This is a genomic window from Microcystis sp. T1-4 (assembly GCF_000297435.1).
In the GTDB taxonomy this organism is placed as follows: domain Bacteria; phylum Cyanobacteriota; class Cyanobacteriia; order Cyanobacteriales; family Microcystaceae; genus Microcystis.
Map to the genome: position 1 here is coordinate 1 of NZ_CAIP01000290.1, position 17,073 is coordinate 17,073.

The 17,073-nt window shown below is 44.3% G+C and carries 15 protein-coding genes; 10 read left to right on the forward strand and 5 right to left on the reverse strand.

What is annotated here, in order from left to right:
- Positions 1-463 precede the first annotated feature (463 nt).
- The 3 genes from MICAI_RS16180 (at position 464) to MICAI_RS16190 (ending at position 5,518) form a co-directional block, all read left to right on the forward strand.
- Positions 464-2,512: a PP2C family protein-serine/threonine phosphatase gene (locus MICAI_RS16180; protein WP_008204456.1), complete on the forward strand. Its 2,049-nt coding sequence runs from the start codon at positions 464-466 to the stop codon at positions 2,510-2,512.
- Positions 2,513-2,655: 143 nt separating this feature from the next.
- Positions 2,656-3,705: a hypothetical protein gene (locus MICAI_RS16185; protein WP_008204458.1), complete on the forward strand. Its 1,050-nt coding sequence runs from the start codon at positions 2,656-2,658 to the stop codon at positions 3,703-3,705.
- A gap of 214 nt (positions 3,706-3,919) precedes the next feature.
- Positions 3,920-5,518: a SpoIID/LytB domain-containing protein gene (locus MICAI_RS16190; protein ID WP_008204460.1), complete on the forward strand. Its 1,599-nt coding sequence runs from the start codon at positions 3,920-3,922 to the stop codon at positions 5,516-5,518.
- Between the two features lie 184 nt (positions 5,519-5,702).
- Here MICAI_RS16190 and MICAI_RS16195 read toward each other — a convergent pair whose 3' ends face one another.
- The 4 genes from MICAI_RS16195 to MICAI_RS24180 form a co-directional block, all read right to left on the reverse strand.
- Entirely contained in the window at positions 5,703-6,392 is a 690-nt protein-coding gene (locus MICAI_RS16195) for a potassium channel family protein (protein WP_008204462.1), read from the reverse strand.
- A 73-nt stretch (positions 6,393-6,465) separates the two neighbouring features.
- Complete coding sequence (locus MICAI_RS16200; RefSeq protein ID WP_008204464.1) at positions 6,466-7,800, reverse strand: TrkH family potassium uptake protein; 1,335 nt, start codon at positions 7,798-7,800, stop codon at positions 6,466-6,468.
- 9 nt (positions 7,801-7,809) lie between these two features.
- Positions 7,810-8,958: a glycosyltransferase family 4 protein gene (locus MICAI_RS16205; RefSeq protein WP_008204467.1), complete on the reverse strand. Its 1,149-nt coding sequence runs from the start codon at positions 8,956-8,958 to the stop codon at positions 7,810-7,812.
- Positions 8,959-9,127: 169 nt separating this feature from the next.
- Positions 9,128-9,283: a DUF2256 domain-containing protein gene (locus tag MICAI_RS24180; RefSeq protein WP_002801262.1), complete on the reverse strand. Its 156-nt coding sequence runs from the start codon at positions 9,281-9,283 to the stop codon at positions 9,128-9,130.
- Between the two features lie 36 nt (positions 9,284-9,319).
- Between MICAI_RS24180 and MICAI_RS16210 the strand changes: the two genes are divergently transcribed.
- Both MICAI_RS16210 and MICAI_RS16215 read left to right on the forward strand, forming a co-directional pair.
- Complete coding sequence (locus MICAI_RS16210) at positions 9,320-10,120, forward strand: RNA methyltransferase (RefSeq protein WP_008204469.1); 801 nt, start codon at positions 9,320-9,322, stop codon at positions 10,118-10,120.
- A 27-nt stretch (positions 10,121-10,147) separates the two neighbouring features.
- Positions 10,148-11,329, forward strand: a complete 1,182-nt coding sequence (locus MICAI_RS16215; RefSeq protein ID WP_008204471.1) for a serine hydrolase — start codon at positions 10,148-10,150, stop codon at positions 11,327-11,329.
- Between the two features lie 3 nt (positions 11,330-11,332).
- Here MICAI_RS16215 and MICAI_RS16220 read toward each other — a convergent pair whose 3' ends face one another.
- The gene (locus tag MICAI_RS16220) at positions 11,333-11,599 is read right to left on the reverse strand and encodes a glutaredoxin family protein (protein WP_008204472.1); all 267 of its coding nucleotides are present in this window, start codon (positions 11,597-11,599) and stop codon (positions 11,333-11,335) included.
- A gap of 8 nt (positions 11,600-11,607) precedes the next feature.
- Between MICAI_RS16220 and MICAI_RS16225 the strand changes: the two genes are divergently transcribed.
- The 5 genes from MICAI_RS16225 (at position 11,608) to MICAI_RS16245 (ending at position 16,980) form a co-directional block, all read left to right on the forward strand.
- A complete protein-coding gene (locus MICAI_RS16225) occupies positions 11,608-11,847 on the forward strand; it encodes a hypothetical protein (RefSeq protein ID WP_008204474.1) in 240 nt (79 codons plus the stop codon).
- Between the two features lie 636 nt (positions 11,848-12,483).
- On the forward strand, positions 12,484-13,209 hold the full coding sequence (locus MICAI_RS16230; protein ID WP_008204476.1) for a Uma2 family endonuclease: 726 nt from the start codon (positions 12,484-12,486) through the stop codon (positions 13,207-13,209).
- 171 nt (positions 13,210-13,380) lie between these two features.
- Positions 13,381-15,099, forward strand: coding sequence for an ABC1 kinase family protein (locus MICAI_RS16235; protein ID WP_008204478.1), 1,719 nt, complete (start codon positions 13,381-13,383; stop codon positions 15,097-15,099).
- Positions 15,100-15,135: 36 nt separating this feature from the next.
- Entirely contained in the window at positions 15,136-15,513 is a 378-nt protein-coding gene (locus MICAI_RS16240; protein WP_008204481.1) for a hypothetical protein, read from the forward strand.
- A 129-nt stretch (positions 15,514-15,642) separates the two neighbouring features.
- On the forward strand, positions 15,643-16,980 hold the full coding sequence (locus MICAI_RS16245) for an anthranilate synthase component I (protein ID WP_008204483.1): 1,338 nt from the start codon (positions 15,643-15,645) through the stop codon (positions 16,978-16,980).
- Positions 16,981-17,073 lie beyond the last annotated feature (93 nt).

Sequence of the window (17,073 nt, forward strand, 5' to 3'; positions counted from 1 at the left end):
TTCCCTTTTGCCTTTTGCCTATCCTCCTAAGTAGCCTATACTCAACGGATTTAATATCATTACTTGTCTTAGATGTCTGTATAATTTGCTACATTTTTACATACGCTTACCCTGGGGTGATAGGGTTTTGGGCTTCGGCCGTGAGATCAGCGTTCGACTGAGCGTTCGACAAAAGCTCACGCCGAAGTCTCACGCCGAGGTCCGAACGGGTGATAGGGTGATGAGACAGCTTCCCCACTTCCCCACTTGCCCATCTCCCCAATTCATAATTTATAATTTATAATTCCCACTTCCCCAACCCCAGACAGCCCCCTAGGGATGGCAGTGTCAGCATTAATTATTCTCGATCGAGCCACAAAGGGTAAAATTTGGGAAACACTGCAATACACTGGCAGTCAACGGGGCTAAAAACACGCTATTTTATTAACCTATACTAATCGCGCTTTAGGAGTCAGCAGTTTTCATGGATTCCGTGATAACCCTCCAATGTCAAAACCTAACCTGTCTATCCCCCAACGCCCTCACTAATAGATTCTGTGAAAAATGCGGTACTCCTTTAGTTAAGCGCTATTTATGGATGATGGGTGATTGGGTGAGAACCTATTATCGTCTGGGTGAGCTAATTGATAATCGTTATTTGGTCAAACAACCACAAATTGTTCTTGATACTAAACCCGCTCAAGCACCCCAAGCGCCAGACGAACCTCCTAGCTGGGTTTCCCTCTACCTAAAATTGTTACCCTTCCGTCTCCACATTCCCCAAGTCTATGGCTATATTCCCAGTCCCGATGAACGCTTAGATATGGACATCTGGCTGTTAGAATACGGCACTATTCCCCTCGATGAAACGGGAGAATTAATTTATCCGCAACTATTGCCCACTCTGGCCGAGGTTTGGTCGCAAGCTTCCGATTTAAGGCAAATTCACTGGTTATGGCAAATGGCCAAACTCTGGCATCCCCTCCAGAAAAAAGCTGTGGTCTCTAGTCTGCTCAACCCTTCTCTGACCAGAGTGAATAATCAACTGCTGCAATTGCTAGAATTAAGTAAAGACGAGGCTACCACTCCCAATCTACGAGATTTAGGGACCCTGTGGACAGGTCTGATCCCGACGGCAGCCGCTAATATTCAAGATTTTCTCGCATCCCTGACCCAAGAGCTAGAATCCGGTGATCTCGATCGCCCGGAATCCCTGATCGCTATGCTCGATTATGCACTACAGCACTACGGTGCAGGTCAAGAACGCACCTATGAGATTTTTACCTGCACCGATACCGGTCCGCTGCGGGAACACAACGAGGATGCCTGTTATCCCCCGACTAATCAGGCCATAACCCTGGCCCATAGTCAAAATCCCCTGGTAATCGTCTGTGATGGCATCGGCGGTCAGGAAGGGGGCGAAATCGCTGCTCAATTGGCGATCGAAACCCTGAGTAGGGAAATTAATCACAGTCCCACGAGCGATATTGAATTCTATCCCGATAGTCACAGTCTTGTCCTCGAACAGGCGATTCGTGTCACCAATGATCTGATCAGTCAACGCAATGATCGGGAATTAAGACAAGATCGTCAGCGCATGGGTACTACTCTAGTTATGGCTTTTGCCCATGCCCAGGAAATGTACGCAGCCCATGTGGGGGATTCCCGTATCTATTGGATTACTGCCCAGGGTTGTCATCAAGTGACGGTGGATGATGATCTCGCTGACCGGGAAGTGAAATTAGGCTATCTCCTCTATCGTGATGCCATACAGTATCCCAACGCCGGGGCCTTGGTGCAAGCTTTGGGGATGGGTAGCGCCACTAATCTCCATCCCACAGTTCAGAGGTTGATTGTTGATCAAGATTGTGTTTTTCTGCTCTGTTCCGATGGTTTGAGTGATTATGATCGGGTAGAACAATACTGGGACAGTGAAATCGTGCCTCTTTTGCAAGGGGAGAAAACTGTAACCGCCGTGGGGGAAAGTTTATTACAACTAGCTAACCAGAAAAACGGTCACGATAACTCCACCATCGCCCTAGTTTATTGTCGGGTAGTTCCTGCGGCTGAACCTGTCACGCCTTTAGTTTATGCTCAGGCCAAAGAACGGATTATTGCCAATCTTAATGACCAAGATTTTGATCCCAGCGGGGACACCTGCCCCGGAGAAGAAGTGGTGACGTCAATACCCACTTCCACCCCTGCATCTTCTTCTCTTTCTAGTCCTACCTCTCCCCCTGCGCGTACTAGCGTTTCACCTCTAGTCCTAGCAGCGATCGCTGTCGGGGTCTTCGGTTTGCTGGTGGCGATCGCTTGGCAATTCCTGAGTCGTCATCCCGCTTCCAATCCATCGATTTCTCCTGCACCTGTCACAGGTCCTAGTCCCACGACCGGGACAACACCTCCCGCACCTGTCACCAGTCCGAGTCCCACGACCGGGACAACACCTCCTGCACCTGTCACAGGTCCGAGTCCCACGACCGGGACAACACCTCCCGCACCTGTCACCAGTCCGAGTCCCCCCAATCCCTAATTCATAATTCCTAATTCCTAATTCCCACTTCCCCACTTCCCCACTTCCCCACTTCCCTATATGTGGCTGAAGATTAATCGGCTTGTCGGGGGTTGCCAGAGCGAGTTAAGATAAAATGCCCGATTAACTGCCGAGTCTATCCTATGGTTGATGCTGCGACGTTCTCCTCCGACACCTCCGCGATCATTGATGCCTTTGAAACGCCTCTAGAGTTTAACTTTCAACTGCCGGATCCCGAAGATGAAACCATCCAAGATCATGATTTTCAGCAGCAACTGGATTCTTTTTGGCAAGTCTGCGATCGCTTTGATTTGCAAACGGAAATCTGGCGGGGGCGAATTTTGCGAGCTATTCGCGACCGGGAGAAGCAAGGCGGTGATAGTCGGGGTACAGGCTTTTTAAACTGGTTAAAACAGCGAGAAATCACTAAAAGTCAAGCTTATGCTCTGATTCAATTGGCTAATAGTGCCGATACTCTCCTGGCGGAAGGACAACTGGATCCCGATAGTATCAATAAGTTTAGTAAACGCGCCTTCGTAGAAACGGCCAAATCTGCCCCCGAAATTCAAAAATTAGTCAGTGATGCGGCCCGACAAGGGGAGAGAATTACCCGTCGGGAGGTGAAGCAATTGGCCGATGAATGGACGGCTATGAGTTCAGATTTACTACCCGATGAAGTGAAGGAAAAGGCCAGCGATGGCAGTTTACCGGCGCGTCATCTCGCTCCCCTAGTGAAAGAATTAGAAAAGTTACCCGATACTCATATCGACACTCTCCGTCAAGAAATCGCCGCTAATCCCGATGTAGATACGGTAAAACTAATCACCTCGGAAGCACGCAGTTTAGCTAAATATCTCGACGCGGCGGCCCAAGTACAAACTCTCCGACGGGGTAATTTAGATATTGAAATGGCTCTAGAAGAAGCGTTGCGCGTCGATTGTCTAAATACGGCGGCGGATCTGGTTAAACAAGCCACACAATTAGAGCAGGCCGTGGCTAAACTTTATACTACTTGGAAACGTTTAGGTAGTTTGTCCGATCGCCTCTATGTGGATACGGGAGCAAGTAATCCCCATCTGCGATCGATGTTAACCTGTTTAGAAAGTTTAACCAGTGAAGTGATCGAAGTAGAACTGGATGAAGGTGGGCAAAAAATGGTACGTTTACGCATTATCAGCGATGGGGGAAGTTAGATGGGAATTATGAATTATGAATTATGAATTATGAATTGGCAAGTGGGGAGACTTTTCAGTGAGCAGTAATCAGTTATCAGTGGGAAGTGGGGAGCAAAAAGCGTTCGACAAAAGCTCACGCCGAAGTCTGATGGCTAAAAAGCTGATAGCTTGCTGCTATAATTTCTGAATATCCTCAAATTTTATGAAAACTTATTAACAGATACTTGACTTTATGCTAAAAATCAAGGAAAAAAAACCAATAATTAGCATCGGTTCCATAACTGCGGCGATCTTGCTCAGTTTAACCCTAATTCCTGCCGCTATGGCCAAGGATGTCCTTCTGAGAGTCGGCATTGTCCAACGTTTTGGCGATGAAGCCAAGGAAAAATTAACCCTGAGTAGTACCAGTGGTGATAATCTCACCCTGCGCGTGGTGGGAGAAGATGGCCAATCCCAAACTCTGCAAACCAATCGCCTACAATTAGAAGTTATTCCCCGTCCCCTCGCTTCTCCCATCCTCCAAGAAAAAGTCATTTTGAGCGACCACGCCACTTTTGAAACCGCCGAAAATAGCGCCAAAAATTGGGCAAAAATGGGCATTAAAGTAGAAATTACCCAACCTGGACGCTGGCAGGTTTGGGCAAAGCGAGAAGTTTATGAAAATCCCCTAGTGCGGCGTTGGTTGCTGACCAGTTTGCAAGCAAAAGGCCACAATCAACCCTATATTAATAGTGTTTTACTCAAAGAAAAGCCGCAAGTTTCTTTCCAGATCAACGGGGTGCGCTATTTTCCCAAAGAATTAGAAATCGAGAGCCAAAAAAACCTGATTCAAGTTACTCATAGCCCCAATCAGGTGCGTTTGTACGGGGGAACCATGCGCCTACAGCCCAACGCCTACGGCACTTTTACCCTAGTTAATAACGTTCCCCTCGAAACCTACCTGCGCGGGGTTGTACCCCACGAAATCGGTCATGATGCCCCGGAAAGTGCCACCCGGGCGCAAACTATTATCGCCCGCACCTACGCCCTCCGCAATCTGCGCCGTTTTCAAGCCGATAATTACGAACTCTGTGCCGATACCCATTGTCAAGTTTATTATGGATTGACGGGAACTAATCCCCGGGCTGATCAAGCGATCACGGCCACGCGAGGCCTAGTTTTAACCTACCAAAATGAGTTAGTGGATGCCCTTTATTCCTCCACCACCGGCGGGGTAACTGCCCTCTTTAGTGATGTGTGGGATGGGGAAGAAAGACCTTATCTCCGGGCAGTGGTGGACTCCCCTAATCGAGTCTGGGATCTGTCGAAACAATCCCTCGCTAATGAGACAACTTTTCGCCAGTTTATTAATCTTAAAGATGGTTTTAATGAGACAGGCCGAAGGGTTTTTCGCTGGCAAAAACAAGCTTCTTTAGCTGATTTGAGTCAAGACCTAGAAACCTATTTAACACGCAGAAAACATCCCCTTGCCCACTTCCAGAAAATTCAATGGATGGAAGTGACTAAGCGCTCTCCTTCCGGTCGGATTCTGACTATGACTATTCAAACCGATAAGGGGATTTTGGAACTGCATAAAAATGAGGTGCGTAGTGCCTTAGGACCGCCTCGCAGTACCCTATTCTACATCGATCCTATCTACGATACCAATCGACAGATCCAGGGTTATAACTTTATTGGTGGCGGTTTCGGCCACGGGGTAGGATTAAGTCAATTTGGTTCCTATAATTTAGCCCGTTTGGGTTGGTCTCCTGAACAAATTCTCGCTTTCTATTATCCCGGCACTATCATCCAACCTCTCAATAATTCGATTGTCTTTTGGCGAGGAAATTAATCAGTTATCAGTTATCAGTTATCAGTTATCAGTTATCAGTTATCAGTTATCAGTTATCAGGGATATCAGGAGAAAAAAGTGTTCGACAAAAGCTCACGCCGAAGTCTCGCCGAACGTCCGAAGTCTCACGCCGAAGTCTGGCGGCTGACGGCTAAAAAATCGCCTTCATCTATTTGACTAAATTTTACATCGGTAAACGCTGAATATCTCGGTTAGAACCAATTACCACCATGGCTAAATCCTTGTGTAATCTTTCTTGGGGATTGGGGTTAATCTTGAATTTTTCCGCATTACCGACAGCGACAATATTTAACCCATAACGATTACGAATTTCTAACTCTGCTAGGGTTTTACCGTGAAAAGCTTCTGGGACTTTTAACTCGACAATACTATGTTCGGGATCGAGATCAAATCGTTCTAAGATTGATGGTCTAGTTAAACGGTGTGCTAACTCACAACCGGCATCATATTCGGGAAAAACTACTAAATCTGCACCAACTTTTTTGAGTAATTTTCCATGGATTTCTGAGGAGGCTTTAGCGGCGACAAAATTAACCCCTGCTTCCTTACAATTGAGAGTAGTAATGATACTTTCTTCCACGTATTTACCAATAGCGACAATCACCGTATCGGTTTCAAAAATTCCCGCTTCTCGCAGAGCGTTAGGTTTGGTAGAATCAAGCTCGATCGCATTATCTACTATTCGATCGGATAACGCTTGTACTACTAATCCTTCGTCAATATCCGTCGCTACCACTTGATAACCTTGGTTGCGTAAGGTTTCACAGACGGCGCGCCCAAATCTGCCTAATCCGATGACGGCAAATTGACGATTTTGGGGACGCATACTACTGAAAAATTTAATTGATTGCATAATTTTAAGTTAAACTGTTACGCATTTAAAATGCTAGTGTCAATGAGTGCCAGTAACTGATAACTGATATTAATTATCCCACTAAAAGGTTTTCTTCGGGGTAGTTAATAACTGTTGGTTTTGGATCGCCGATAATAGCCGCTATTAAAAGTATAACTCCCACCCGTCCCAGATACATCATAAAAACAATAATTAACTTAGAAATCGGCGATAAAGCGGCAGTTATACCCATAGATAGGCCGACAGTTCCAAAGGCAGAAACTACCTCAAAAAACAGTTGAATCATTTGAAAATCTGTCTCCACAAATGAGATAGCTAGGGTGGAGATAATAATCGCTATAACCGAACCAAAAACCACCGCCATTGACTTTAAAATTAACGGCGTAGGAATGCGTCTTTGATAGAGAGTAACTTCTTCACGGCCTCTTAAAACCGAGCGGGTACAATTATATAAAATCCTAAAAGTTGTGGTCTTAATACCGCCCCCTGTACCGCTAGGACTGGCACCAATAAACATCAAAGCCATGGTAATTGATAAACCTTCTACGGAAATTTTACCAATATCAATGGTATTAAATCCTGCTGTTCTCGATGTTACCGATTGGAACCAAGCGGCCAGCAATTTATCTTTAATTGATAAATTAGCCAAAGTGTCACCATTTCCCTGTTCAGTAAATAAAAAAGCCAAGGTTCCTATCACTAATAAAAATATAGTTGTACTGATAGCAACTTTATAATTAAGGGAAAAAACAAATCCTTTTCTTTTATATCGAAAGCGGTGAATAGACCAAGTGTAAAACTCGATAATTACCTGATAACCGATACCTCCAAAAATGATCAATCCTGTGATAGATAAGTTAATAATAATTGAAGACTGATAGGACATTAAATTATCTTTAAACAAGCCAAAACCAGCATTATTCCAAGCACTAATACTATGGAATAAAGATAACCACACCGCATATCTAAAATCATACTTTTGGGCAAAGACAGTTAACATAATCAAGGTTGCTGTTAACTCAAAAACTAGAGTAGTAGCAATCACTGATTTCATTAAACTTTGACTACCTTGTAGAAAAGGTCGATCAAAGGATTCTTGAATCGCTAACTTCTGTCTCAGGTCAAATTTTCGCCCAACTAATAACATTAAAAAAGTGGTAGTGGTCATATAACCCAACCCCCCCACTTGCACTAATAAAGCAATAAATAATTGACCCCAAAAAGAAAAATAAGTACCCGTATCTACCACTGCTAAACCCGTGACACAGACAGCAGAAGTGGAGGTAAAGAGGGCAACAATTGGATCATTCCAAGTGCCGCTAGTGGTAGAAACAGGCAACATCAACAGGGAAGTTCCCGCTAAAATTACCGCCATAAATCCCAAGCAAATTGTCCGGGCAATCGTCATATAAATTCCTTAGTGAAAGTAGCTAAGAGAAGATTGTTTTTGGGCTAACACTTCTTGATAAACTAACTGTAAGCGATCGATATTTTTACTGAGAGTATAAGAGTCTAAAACTCTTTGACGGGCTTTTTGACCTAAAATTGTGGTTAATTCGGGATGATCTCGTAGGACAGGCAAGAGAGTTTTTAATTGGGTAATTAGTCCTTTAGTATCTAGAACTATTCCCGCACCTTTTAACACTTCCCCATCGGCACCCACATCCGTAGCCAGACAAGCAACACCGCAGGCCATCGCTTCTAAGAGGGAAATCGATAAACCTTCCACTAATGAGGGTAAAATAAAGCCGTCAACCCCGCGCAAAATTTCAATTCGTTTATTTTCATCGCCGATAAAACCTAACCAGATAATACCATCTTCTTCTCCATAAAAAGGTTTGAGGGAAGGAGTCAATGGACCATCGCCAACAATGAGCAGTTTGCATCTACTCCCTAAATTAGTTTTTTTCCAAGCTTTCAATAAAGATTCTACATTTTTCTCTGGCATGATCCGGCCGAGATAAATAAATAAACAATCGGCATTATATTGAGCTTTAATATGCGATAGTCCTGGACAATACTTATTAACATCAACCCCATTGGGAATAATGGCTAATTTTTCTTCTGGGACTCCCAATTTAACTAAAAAATCCCGTTGAGAGGTGGAAAAAATAATTACCTTATCGTAATTAGCTAAAAAAGGGGCGTGTAGTTGGTAGGTTAATAATTGGGTACTGGAGATGAGATTGCGAATTTTACTATCAAAAGCCGGGTGAAAAGTCGCCACCAGAGGCAAATCTAAAGACTCACAAATTTCTGGTAGCAGAAAATCGAGGGGAGACAGGGGTAAGGACGCATGAACTAAATCGGGTTTCAGTTCCCTGAGTTTATCCTGTAGAACCCGACTCGATTTCAGGGTGGGAATAGTATAGACTTGGGAACTATAGAGACGTGGCAGGGTGATTTCGTCGTAAAAGTCGGGCCAATCGCTTACGGTGGGTTTTTCGGAGGAAAAATGCAGAAAACTGACTTGATAATCTCGATCGAGCAGGGAATTAGTCACTTCTCGCCCATAGGTAACGTTACCGCAAAAAGGAGATTTTTTTCCTAACCAGGCAATGTGCATTCAGATTCTCTTAAGAAAAAGTTAATTTAGTCAAATATCAGCTTACTAAATTAGCCGTAAAATTAAAAGCTAATAGAGTACCTAAGCAAAATTAATTATCCATCTAAGTCCCCAGCTAAAAATTGCCCTTTGCAAGAGTGCCTATTTGATAGTTAAAATTCTCGGCTTTTTACTGATTGGCCGAGGACTTGCGACGACGACAACGTTCTGAACAGTATTTGACCTCATGCCAACAGTTTTGCCACTTTTTGCGCCAAGTAAAGGATAAACCGCAAACGGGACAAATTTTACTGGGAAGATCGGACTTCGAGACCTGACGTGCCATGATTAAAATTAAAAAGTCAAAAACTGCGCCTTATCTATGAGTGTAGATGAAAATAATCAGAGTTCCCCACTCGATCGCCTGAGAATTGTTTTGGTTGAACCGGCCGGAGCCTTAAATGTGGGTTCCACTGCCAGAATTATGCGGAATATGGGCTTAAGTCGCTTAATTATCGTCAATCCCGCCTGTGATATCCTTGCAGAAGAAGCGCGACGCATGGCAGTACACGGAATTGAAGTCCTAGAAAACTGTTCACGGGTAGCCACCCTTGGGGAAGCTTTGCAGGGTTGTCATCGCATCATTGCCACCACCTCGAAACCCCGTCACCTGAATACTCCCCTCGAAACACCCCGGACCGCCTTACCCTGGTTACTCACCCCTAACCTGGAATCGGCCTTAATTTTTGGTCCAGAAGACCGGGGTTTAAGTAACAGCGAACTGAACCACGCCCAGCGTTTTGTCGGTATTCCCGCTAATCCTCAATATTCCTCCCTTAATCTCGCCCAAGCGGTGGCGGTTTGCTCCTACGAACTGTACCAAATGGCGACGGAAAATAGGCTCGAACCCCGGTTAGAAACGCTCCCTAATGCCACTTTTGAGGCTCTAGAAGGCTATTATCAGCACTTGGAGAGCTTTTTGCTCAAAATTGGCTATCTTTACCCCCACACCGCCGCCGCTAGGATGGAGAAATTCCGGCAATTTTATCATCGGGCCCGGCCCACGGTGGAGGAATTAGCCCTGCTGCGGGGCATTATCGGTCATATTGAAAGTATCGGGCAACTTTTTCTCGGTCTTGATAGTCTCAAGGGCAAGAAAAAAAATTCTCCTAGCGATCGATAATAAATCTGGATACCCTTGAGGAAAACCGTGACTCGTCAAGTAACTCGTCGTCCCACCAAAGTCCAATCCGGCCCTGAGTCCCCTAGGTCCCTGGACTCAAACAATCAAAAAAGGTCTTTACCGGTTAAAAGGGCAAAAAAACAACGTAAACCTAACCTAATCGCTTCTTTTCTCCTTCAGGTTCTTCGCTTCTCTATCCTTGGTGTCGGTTTAGGTGCGATCGCTGGTACGGTTTTAACGGTGGTGGATCCGAGCAAATTACCCCTACACCCAAAACCCACCGCTACTAATTCCCCGACTCCTAAACCCGTCACCCCAAAACCGACCACGTTAGTTTTCAACGAAAATCTCAGCAGCCTTAACCAGAAATTACAGGCTTTAGTGGTAAAATATCCGAAATTACAGGCGGGAGCTTTATTTATTGACCTCGATAACGGTGCTTACGCTAATTTTCGCGGAGATACTATTTTTGCCGCCGCTAGTACGATTAAAATCCCCATTCTGGTGGCCTTTTTTGAGGATGTGGATGCGGGAAAAATTCGTCTCGATGAACCCCTTGTGGCCAGTAAGGATGTCATGGCCAGTGGATCCGGGGATATGCAGTATCTAGGAGTGAATAAAACCTATACTGCCCTAGAAACCGCCACTAAAATGAACGTAATTAGCGATAATACCGCTACTAATATGTTAATCAAGCGCATGGGCGGCAAAAAGGCTCTTAATCAGCGTTTTCAAGCTTGGGGTTTGACCAGTACGGTAATTAATAACCCTTTACCTGACTTGGAAGGAACCAATACCACAAGTCCGAGAGATTTGGTGACAATCTTAGGAAAAGTTAATCAAGGGGAATTGCTCAGTTTACGTTCCCGCGATCGTCTATTGAATATTATGCAGGAAACGCGCACCCGCACCCTGCTGCCGCAAGGTATCGAGAAAGCCGCCGATATTGCCCATAAAACCGGTGATATTGGCTCTATGTTAGGGGATGCGGGGATTATTGATATGCCCAACGGCAAACGCTATCTAGGAGCAGTGATGGTCAAACGTCCCCACAATGATAGTAACGCTAGGACTCTGATTCAACAAATATCACGCACGGCCTACCAACACTTTAAATGGTATCAATCTAAACCCGCAGCCAAACCGCAACCGGTCGCCCAGTCTTCTCCCTCTCCGAGTCCGGTCGTTAGTCCTAGTCCGGGTAATTAGCCCCTAGGTTAAATTATTTGCTAAAAGACGGGCTAATTGTTCGGCATTTGCCCGGGGGGAAAGACGAGGAAGGATTTTTTCCCCCGTGGCCAGTTTTTGACAGAGGACGGGGATTTCGTACTGATAAGCGTTAAACCAATCCTCTCGACTGGTAATGTCCCTAATTTCTAACTGCCAGTCCGGTTGACGGATTTTTTCTAGTTTCTCTAACAACCCTTCGCAAAGATGACAGTCCGGTTTACTGTATAAAATTAGTTCTATGGTAGTCATAAATATTTATGTTCATTACCCCCACGATTAGTCTCTCATCAACAATTCTACAAACTCCCACACCCACACCGACTTTAAATAATAATTTAGTTAATTCAGGTTCTCAAAATCTAGTCTATATCGGTGTGTTTCTTTTGGCAATTACCCTAGTCATGGTTATTGGTATTATCAATAAGAAAATTGAATACGCTCTCATTTTTGCCGCCACTCTCACTGTTATTTTAGTTGCTTTTTTCTGGTTTTTATAAGTCCTTCAACCAAGGGGATTGAGGGCAAATCTCCCTTAATAAAGATTAACGGCTCTCGTTGATTTACCTTCACCGAATTGTTAAGTAATACTAAATCTGATTATTAAAAACTGATTATTTATTCCCCTTTTTGCATGAGTGCATGAGTAGAAAACGGGTTTCTCGGAGAAACCCGTTTTCTGTGCGTTACTCAACGGATTTAGTATAATTCGAGTTCAGACTTGACAAAAATCTCCCTAAGACCGAGCGGAAGATTAAGGAGTGCATCTCATATTTGCAGAAATACCGACAATTAGCAATTATCAGTGACTATTAAATTGGTACAAAAATATGAACAATCGCGTGTAAGCATCTCACCGAAAAACTAATGCGCGGTAGGGTTGATTCATGAATCAACCCTACTATGAATCAACCCTAGGGGTTTGGGGGGTTCTACCCCCCAAAAGCTTGGATTGAGTGATAAAACCGAAAGTAACGGCCGATTTTAGGAGAAAGTTTCCCCTTAAAAATCGCAACTTAGTCGATTTACAAAAATGAGATGCGCCCCAAGCAAAACGATCGGACTTATAATATAATTGTATTGATTGTGGCTTGTGGCTAGAATCACCCCAAATTGACTCAATGGGTTTATAAACGATGACAACCCTAGATATTGCTACCGATATTGTCTGTCCTCCCACCGATTTATGGAGTGATGAACCACCCGTGGAAAGTGATCTGCATTTACAACAAATTATTTTATTATTATCTTGTCTTGATTGGCTCTGGCAAGATAGAAACGATTACTATGCCTCGGGCAATTTGACTATTTATTATAACGAAAGACAACTGAAACAGCGAGATTTTTGTGGATCAGATTTTTTCGTGGTTTTAGATACAGAGAAACGTCCCAGGAAAAGTTGGGTTGTCTGGGGAGAAGGGGGTAAATATCCCAATGTAATCATCGAAATTCTCTCCGATTCCACTGCTAATGTGGACAGAAAAGCCAAAAAGGAACTATATCAGCATACTTTCCGGACTCCTGAATATTTTTTGTTTGATCCCAATACTTTAGAATGGCAAGGATTCACTTTAATCGAGGGACAATACCAACCGATTACCCCCAATGAAAACGGTTATTTATGGAGTAAGCAACTAGGATTATATTTAGGGATTTTTGCCAATAAATTGCGCTATTTCACCGAATCGGGTGAATTGGTTCCCACCCCTCAAGAGTCGGCCCGACAGGAAAGATTAGCCAAAGAACGGGAAAGATTAGCCAAAGAACAGGAAAGATTAGCCAAAGAAAGAGAACAACAACGGGCGGAAAAATTAGCCCAAAAGCTGCGAGAATTGGGCATTAATCCCGATGAAATTGCTTAAATATCCAGTTGGGGGTGTTAGGGCAGCCCAACTCACCCCAGCAGTCTAGTTATAAATACTTATAATTTCTCAGGGAATTATAACAATTATTAAATAATGTGTAGTTTTGTATACTGATGTCAGGAACTTAGATACAATATCAAGTGGCGTAAGATATATAGAGATTAGCTAGTGAGTCGGCATCAAGACAGTCAAACTGACCGGAAACGAGAAGAAACACAGTTCACTCCTTACAGTGCAGAAGCGATCGCTCAACAATACCGTTATAAACCTTGGCAATTGTTCGGTCGCGCTTTCGTGATTATTTGGTCTTTAGGATTATTTCTCCTCAGTCTCCTCTGGGACAAATGGACAAAGCAAGAAGAAGCCAATAAATACCGGCGTGCCAGCGAACTTAGGCAAATTCTCACCCGTTTGGGTCCCACCTTCATCAAAGTCGGTCAAGCTCTCTCTACCCGTCCCGACCTCGTTCGCAAAGACTTTTTAGACGAATTAGTTAAACTGCAAGACCAACTTCCCCCCTTCGATAACCACATCGCTTTTGCCCTTATCGAGACAGAATTGGGGATGCCTGTAGAAAAAGCCTATCGGGAAATATCCCCCACCCCTGTGGCTGCCGCTAGTTTAGGCCAGGTTTACAAAGCGATACTCCCCACCGGTGAAGAAGTAGCCGTTAAAGTGCAACGGCCCGGGCTGCGGGCGCTTTTAAGCCTCGATTTATATCTAATGCGCTGGGCCGCCCAAAAATTCGGCCGTTTATTACCCCTCAATCTCGGCCACGACCTCACCCTGATTGTCGATGAATTCGGCACCAAACTCTTTGAGGAAATCGACTATCAAAACGAAGGTCGCAACGCCGAAAAATTCGCCACCAACTTCCAAAATAACCCCGAAGTTAAAGTTCCCAGTATCTACTGGCGTTATAGTGGTCGCCGCGTCCTCACCCTGGAATGGATTGATGGCTATAAACTCACCGATACCGAGAACATCAAAGCTTTAGGATTAGACCCCAATAATATCGTTAAAATCGGCGTAACCTCTGGATTACAGCAACTCCTCGAACACGGCTTTTTCCATGCTGATCCCCATCCGGGTAATCTTTTCGCCACCTTTGATGGTCGCATGGCCTATATCGATTTTGGCATGATGGACCAGTTAGAGGAGGAAACTAAAGAAACCCTCGCCAGTTGCGTCGTCGATTTAATTAACAAAGACTACGAAAACCTAGCCAGCAACTTTGTCAAACTGGGATTTTTAACCCCAGAAACGGATATAAAACCTATTATTCCAGCGCTAGAACGAGTTTTAGGCAATGCCATCGGTCAAAGGGTCGGTGACTTCAATTTCCGCACCATTACCGATGATTTCTCCGAATTGATGTACGAGTATCCCTTCCGGATTCCCGCCAAATTCGCCCTGATTATTCGTTCCCTCGTCACCCAAGAAGGGGCAGCCCTCACCCTCGATCCTAACTTCAAAATCGTCCAAGTGGCCTATCCCTACGTTGCTAAACGTCTCCTGACCGGGGAATCACCGCAACTGCGCCGGCGTTTACTGGATGTGCTGTTCAAAGACGGTAAATTCCAGTGGCAACGCCTAGAAAACATGATTACAATGGCTCGCTCGGAAAGTAACTTCGATTTACTGCCCACAGCGCAATTAGGCATCACTTTTCTTCTCTCGGAAGAAGGTCGTTATCTGCGTCGTCAATTGCTATTAGCTTTAACGGAAGATGACCGTCTCCATACCGCCGAAGTGCAACGTCTCTGGGGTTTAATTCAAGGAGAATTGCAACCGCGGCGACTCTTGGATGTGGCCATGAGCGCTTTTCGGGAATTATCCTCCCAAGGTGTGGCCGCTGTCCTTCCGCGAGAAACCAGTTCGCGTTAAAGTGTTTAAGGTCATCATCGCTTAATCACTTTTTCTATGGATTATTATTTTCTGCCCCAACCGCCCTATTTTCTAGTTTTTGCCGGTTTATTTATCGGTATTACCTGCGGGGCCGCTTTTGAAGCTAGTCTCAAGGAAGTGGTTAACAATTGGTATAAAAATAAGGGTTCAGACGATCAAAATCTTTTAAAATCCAGTTCCTTACAAATTCCTTTTATTGGTATTTGTGTAGGAATCTGTCTTTTCCTGGCCTCGGGATTAGATATATTTATTCTCAATGGTTGGGTTGCCTACGCTATCTCTCTCCCGATGACTATCTTTATCGGTGGTTTGGTTTGGAGTCAGTTAGGGGAATTGTTAGGCCAATTACAGCGCGGCGGTTCTAAAGAAATTGACCTCGATTATCGGGGATAATTACGAGGCAGCAAACATTTAGGACTAAGATCATAGGTGTTAGCAGATAGGAAAGATCAACTCCCCCACAACTAACACCAAAACCCTAGTTATACCCAATTTCCCAGCTATTTTGGCCCGCGATTTTAGATGCAAAAACCTTTAGCATGGCATTGGCGATCGCTTCCTCTGCATCAGCGCACTGGTTCCGAGGTTTTTGCCTGCTTATTCTCCCAAGATGCGATCGCTACTTTACTAGAAAGTCCCTATCCGGGTAATTCCCTCTCCCGTTACTCTCTTTGTGCTGGTTCCCCGCGTCAGCTTTGGACCCCCGCACTGGGCGAAATTTTGCCCTTTTTAAGCAGTTTACTCCCCCAACCCCGATGTGATCATCTTCCCGATCATCTTCCCTTCCATGGTGGTTGGTTGGGGTGGTTAGGCTACGATTTAGCTTGGGAAATAGAAAAATTACCCGACAGGAAAGCTGATACTCTCCCTTTTCCCGTCGCTTATTGGTATGAACCGGATAGTTTTGCCATTCTCGATCACCAAGCACAAATTCTCTGGTTAGCTGCCACTAAACCTGAAGATTTAGATAAATACGAACAATCTTTAACCACTAACCCCGATTTTGAGTTTATCGATCCCCATCCCTCTCCCTTAATCTTTTATACTTCTCAACTCGACTACGAAAAAGCTGTTAAAAAAGCCTTAGATTATATCAGAAAAGGTGATATTTTTCAAGCAAATTTATCCCTAAGATTTCAAAGCACAACTAAGGCAAAAGGATGGCAAATTTATCGCAGTTTACAACAGATTAACCCTTCTCCTTTTGCCAGTTATTGGCGCACCCCTTGGGGAGAAATGATTAGTTGTTCTCCCGAAAGATTGGTGAAATTAGAAAGAGGAATAGCCAGCACTAGACCGATCGCTGGAACTCGTCCCCGGGGTAAAACCGAGGCACTCGATCGACAATTGGCCGAGGAACTATTAACTAATAAAAAAGAACGGGCCGAGCATATTATGCTAGTGGATCTAGAACGTAATGATCTGGGTAGAGTTTGTGAATGGGGATCGGTTCATGTGGATGAATTACTGACGATCGAGCGTTATAGTCATGTTATGCACTTGGTCAGTAATGTTCAAGGAAAATTAGATAAAAAGTATCATGCTATTGATTTAATTAAAGCTCTTTTCCCGGGGGGAACAATTACCGGTTGTCCGAAAGTTCGTTGTCTAGAAATTATCGAAGAATTGGAACCGGTGCGACGCAATTTATTCTATGGTTCCTGTGGCTATATTGACCTACGGGGTCATTTAGATTTGAATATTCTCATCCGTACCCTATTAATGACTGCTCAAGGGAATTTAAACACCGTTTGGGGACAAGTGGGAGCGGGAATAGTTGCCGATAGCGATCCCGAAAAAGAATGGTTAGAATCCCTTCATAAAGCTGAGGCACAATTAATCGCTTTACGTTCTTTTTAATTGTTGATTTCAACAAACTAACCTATTGTTGCATCTAAAACCGCTCTTTTTACTTTTTACCTTATCTGCTATTTTGTAGGATAGCTTCCGATC

Excerpts from the sequence above, each read along its gene's own strand:
- MICAI_RS16210 (WP_008204469.1), top strand. The coding sequence starts at position 9,320 with ATGAGTGTAGATGAAAATAATCAGAGTTCCCCACTCGATCGCCTGAGA.
- MICAI_RS16205 (WP_008204467.1), bottom strand. The coding sequence starts at position 8,958 with ATGCACATTGCCTGGTTAGGAAAAAAATCTCCTTTTTGCGGTAACGTT.
- MICAI_RS16220 (WP_008204472.1), bottom strand. The coding sequence starts at position 11,599 with ATGACTACCATAGAACTAATTTTATACAGTAAACCGGACTGTCATCTT.
- MICAI_RS16185 (WP_008204458.1), top strand. The coding sequence starts at position 2,656 with ATGGTTGATGCTGCGACGTTCTCCTCCGACACCTCCGCGATCATTGAT.
- MICAI_RS16180 (WP_008204456.1), top strand. The coding sequence starts at position 464 with ATGGATTCCGTGATAACCCTCCAATGTCAAAACCTAACCTGTCTATCC.
- MICAI_RS16230 (WP_008204476.1), top strand. The coding sequence starts at position 12,484 with ATGACAACCCTAGATATTGCTACCGATATTGTCTGTCCTCCCACCGAT.
- MICAI_RS16200 (WP_008204464.1), bottom strand. The coding sequence starts at position 7,800 with ATGACGATTGCCCGGACAATTTGCTTGGGATTTATGGCGGTAATTTTA.
- MICAI_RS16195 (WP_008204462.1), bottom strand. The coding sequence starts at position 6,392 with ATGCAATCAATTAAATTTTTCAGTAGTATGCGTCCCCAAAATCGTCAA.
- MICAI_RS16245 (WP_008204483.1), top strand. The coding sequence starts at position 15,643 with ATGCAAAAACCTTTAGCATGGCATTGGCGATCGCTTCCTCTGCATCAG.
- MICAI_RS16225 (WP_008204474.1), top strand. The coding sequence starts at position 11,608 with ATGTTCATTACCCCCACGATTAGTCTCTCATCAACAATTCTACAAACT.
- MICAI_RS16240 (WP_008204481.1), top strand. The coding sequence starts at position 15,136 with ATGGATTATTATTTTCTGCCCCAACCGCCCTATTTTCTAGTTTTTGCC.
- MICAI_RS24180 (WP_002801262.1), bottom strand. The coding sequence starts at position 9,283 with ATGGCACGTCAGGTCTCGAAGTCCGATCTTCCCAGTAAAATTTGTCCC.
- MICAI_RS16190 (WP_008204460.1), top strand. The coding sequence starts at position 3,920 with ATGCTAAAAATCAAGGAAAAAAAACCAATAATTAGCATCGGTTCCATA.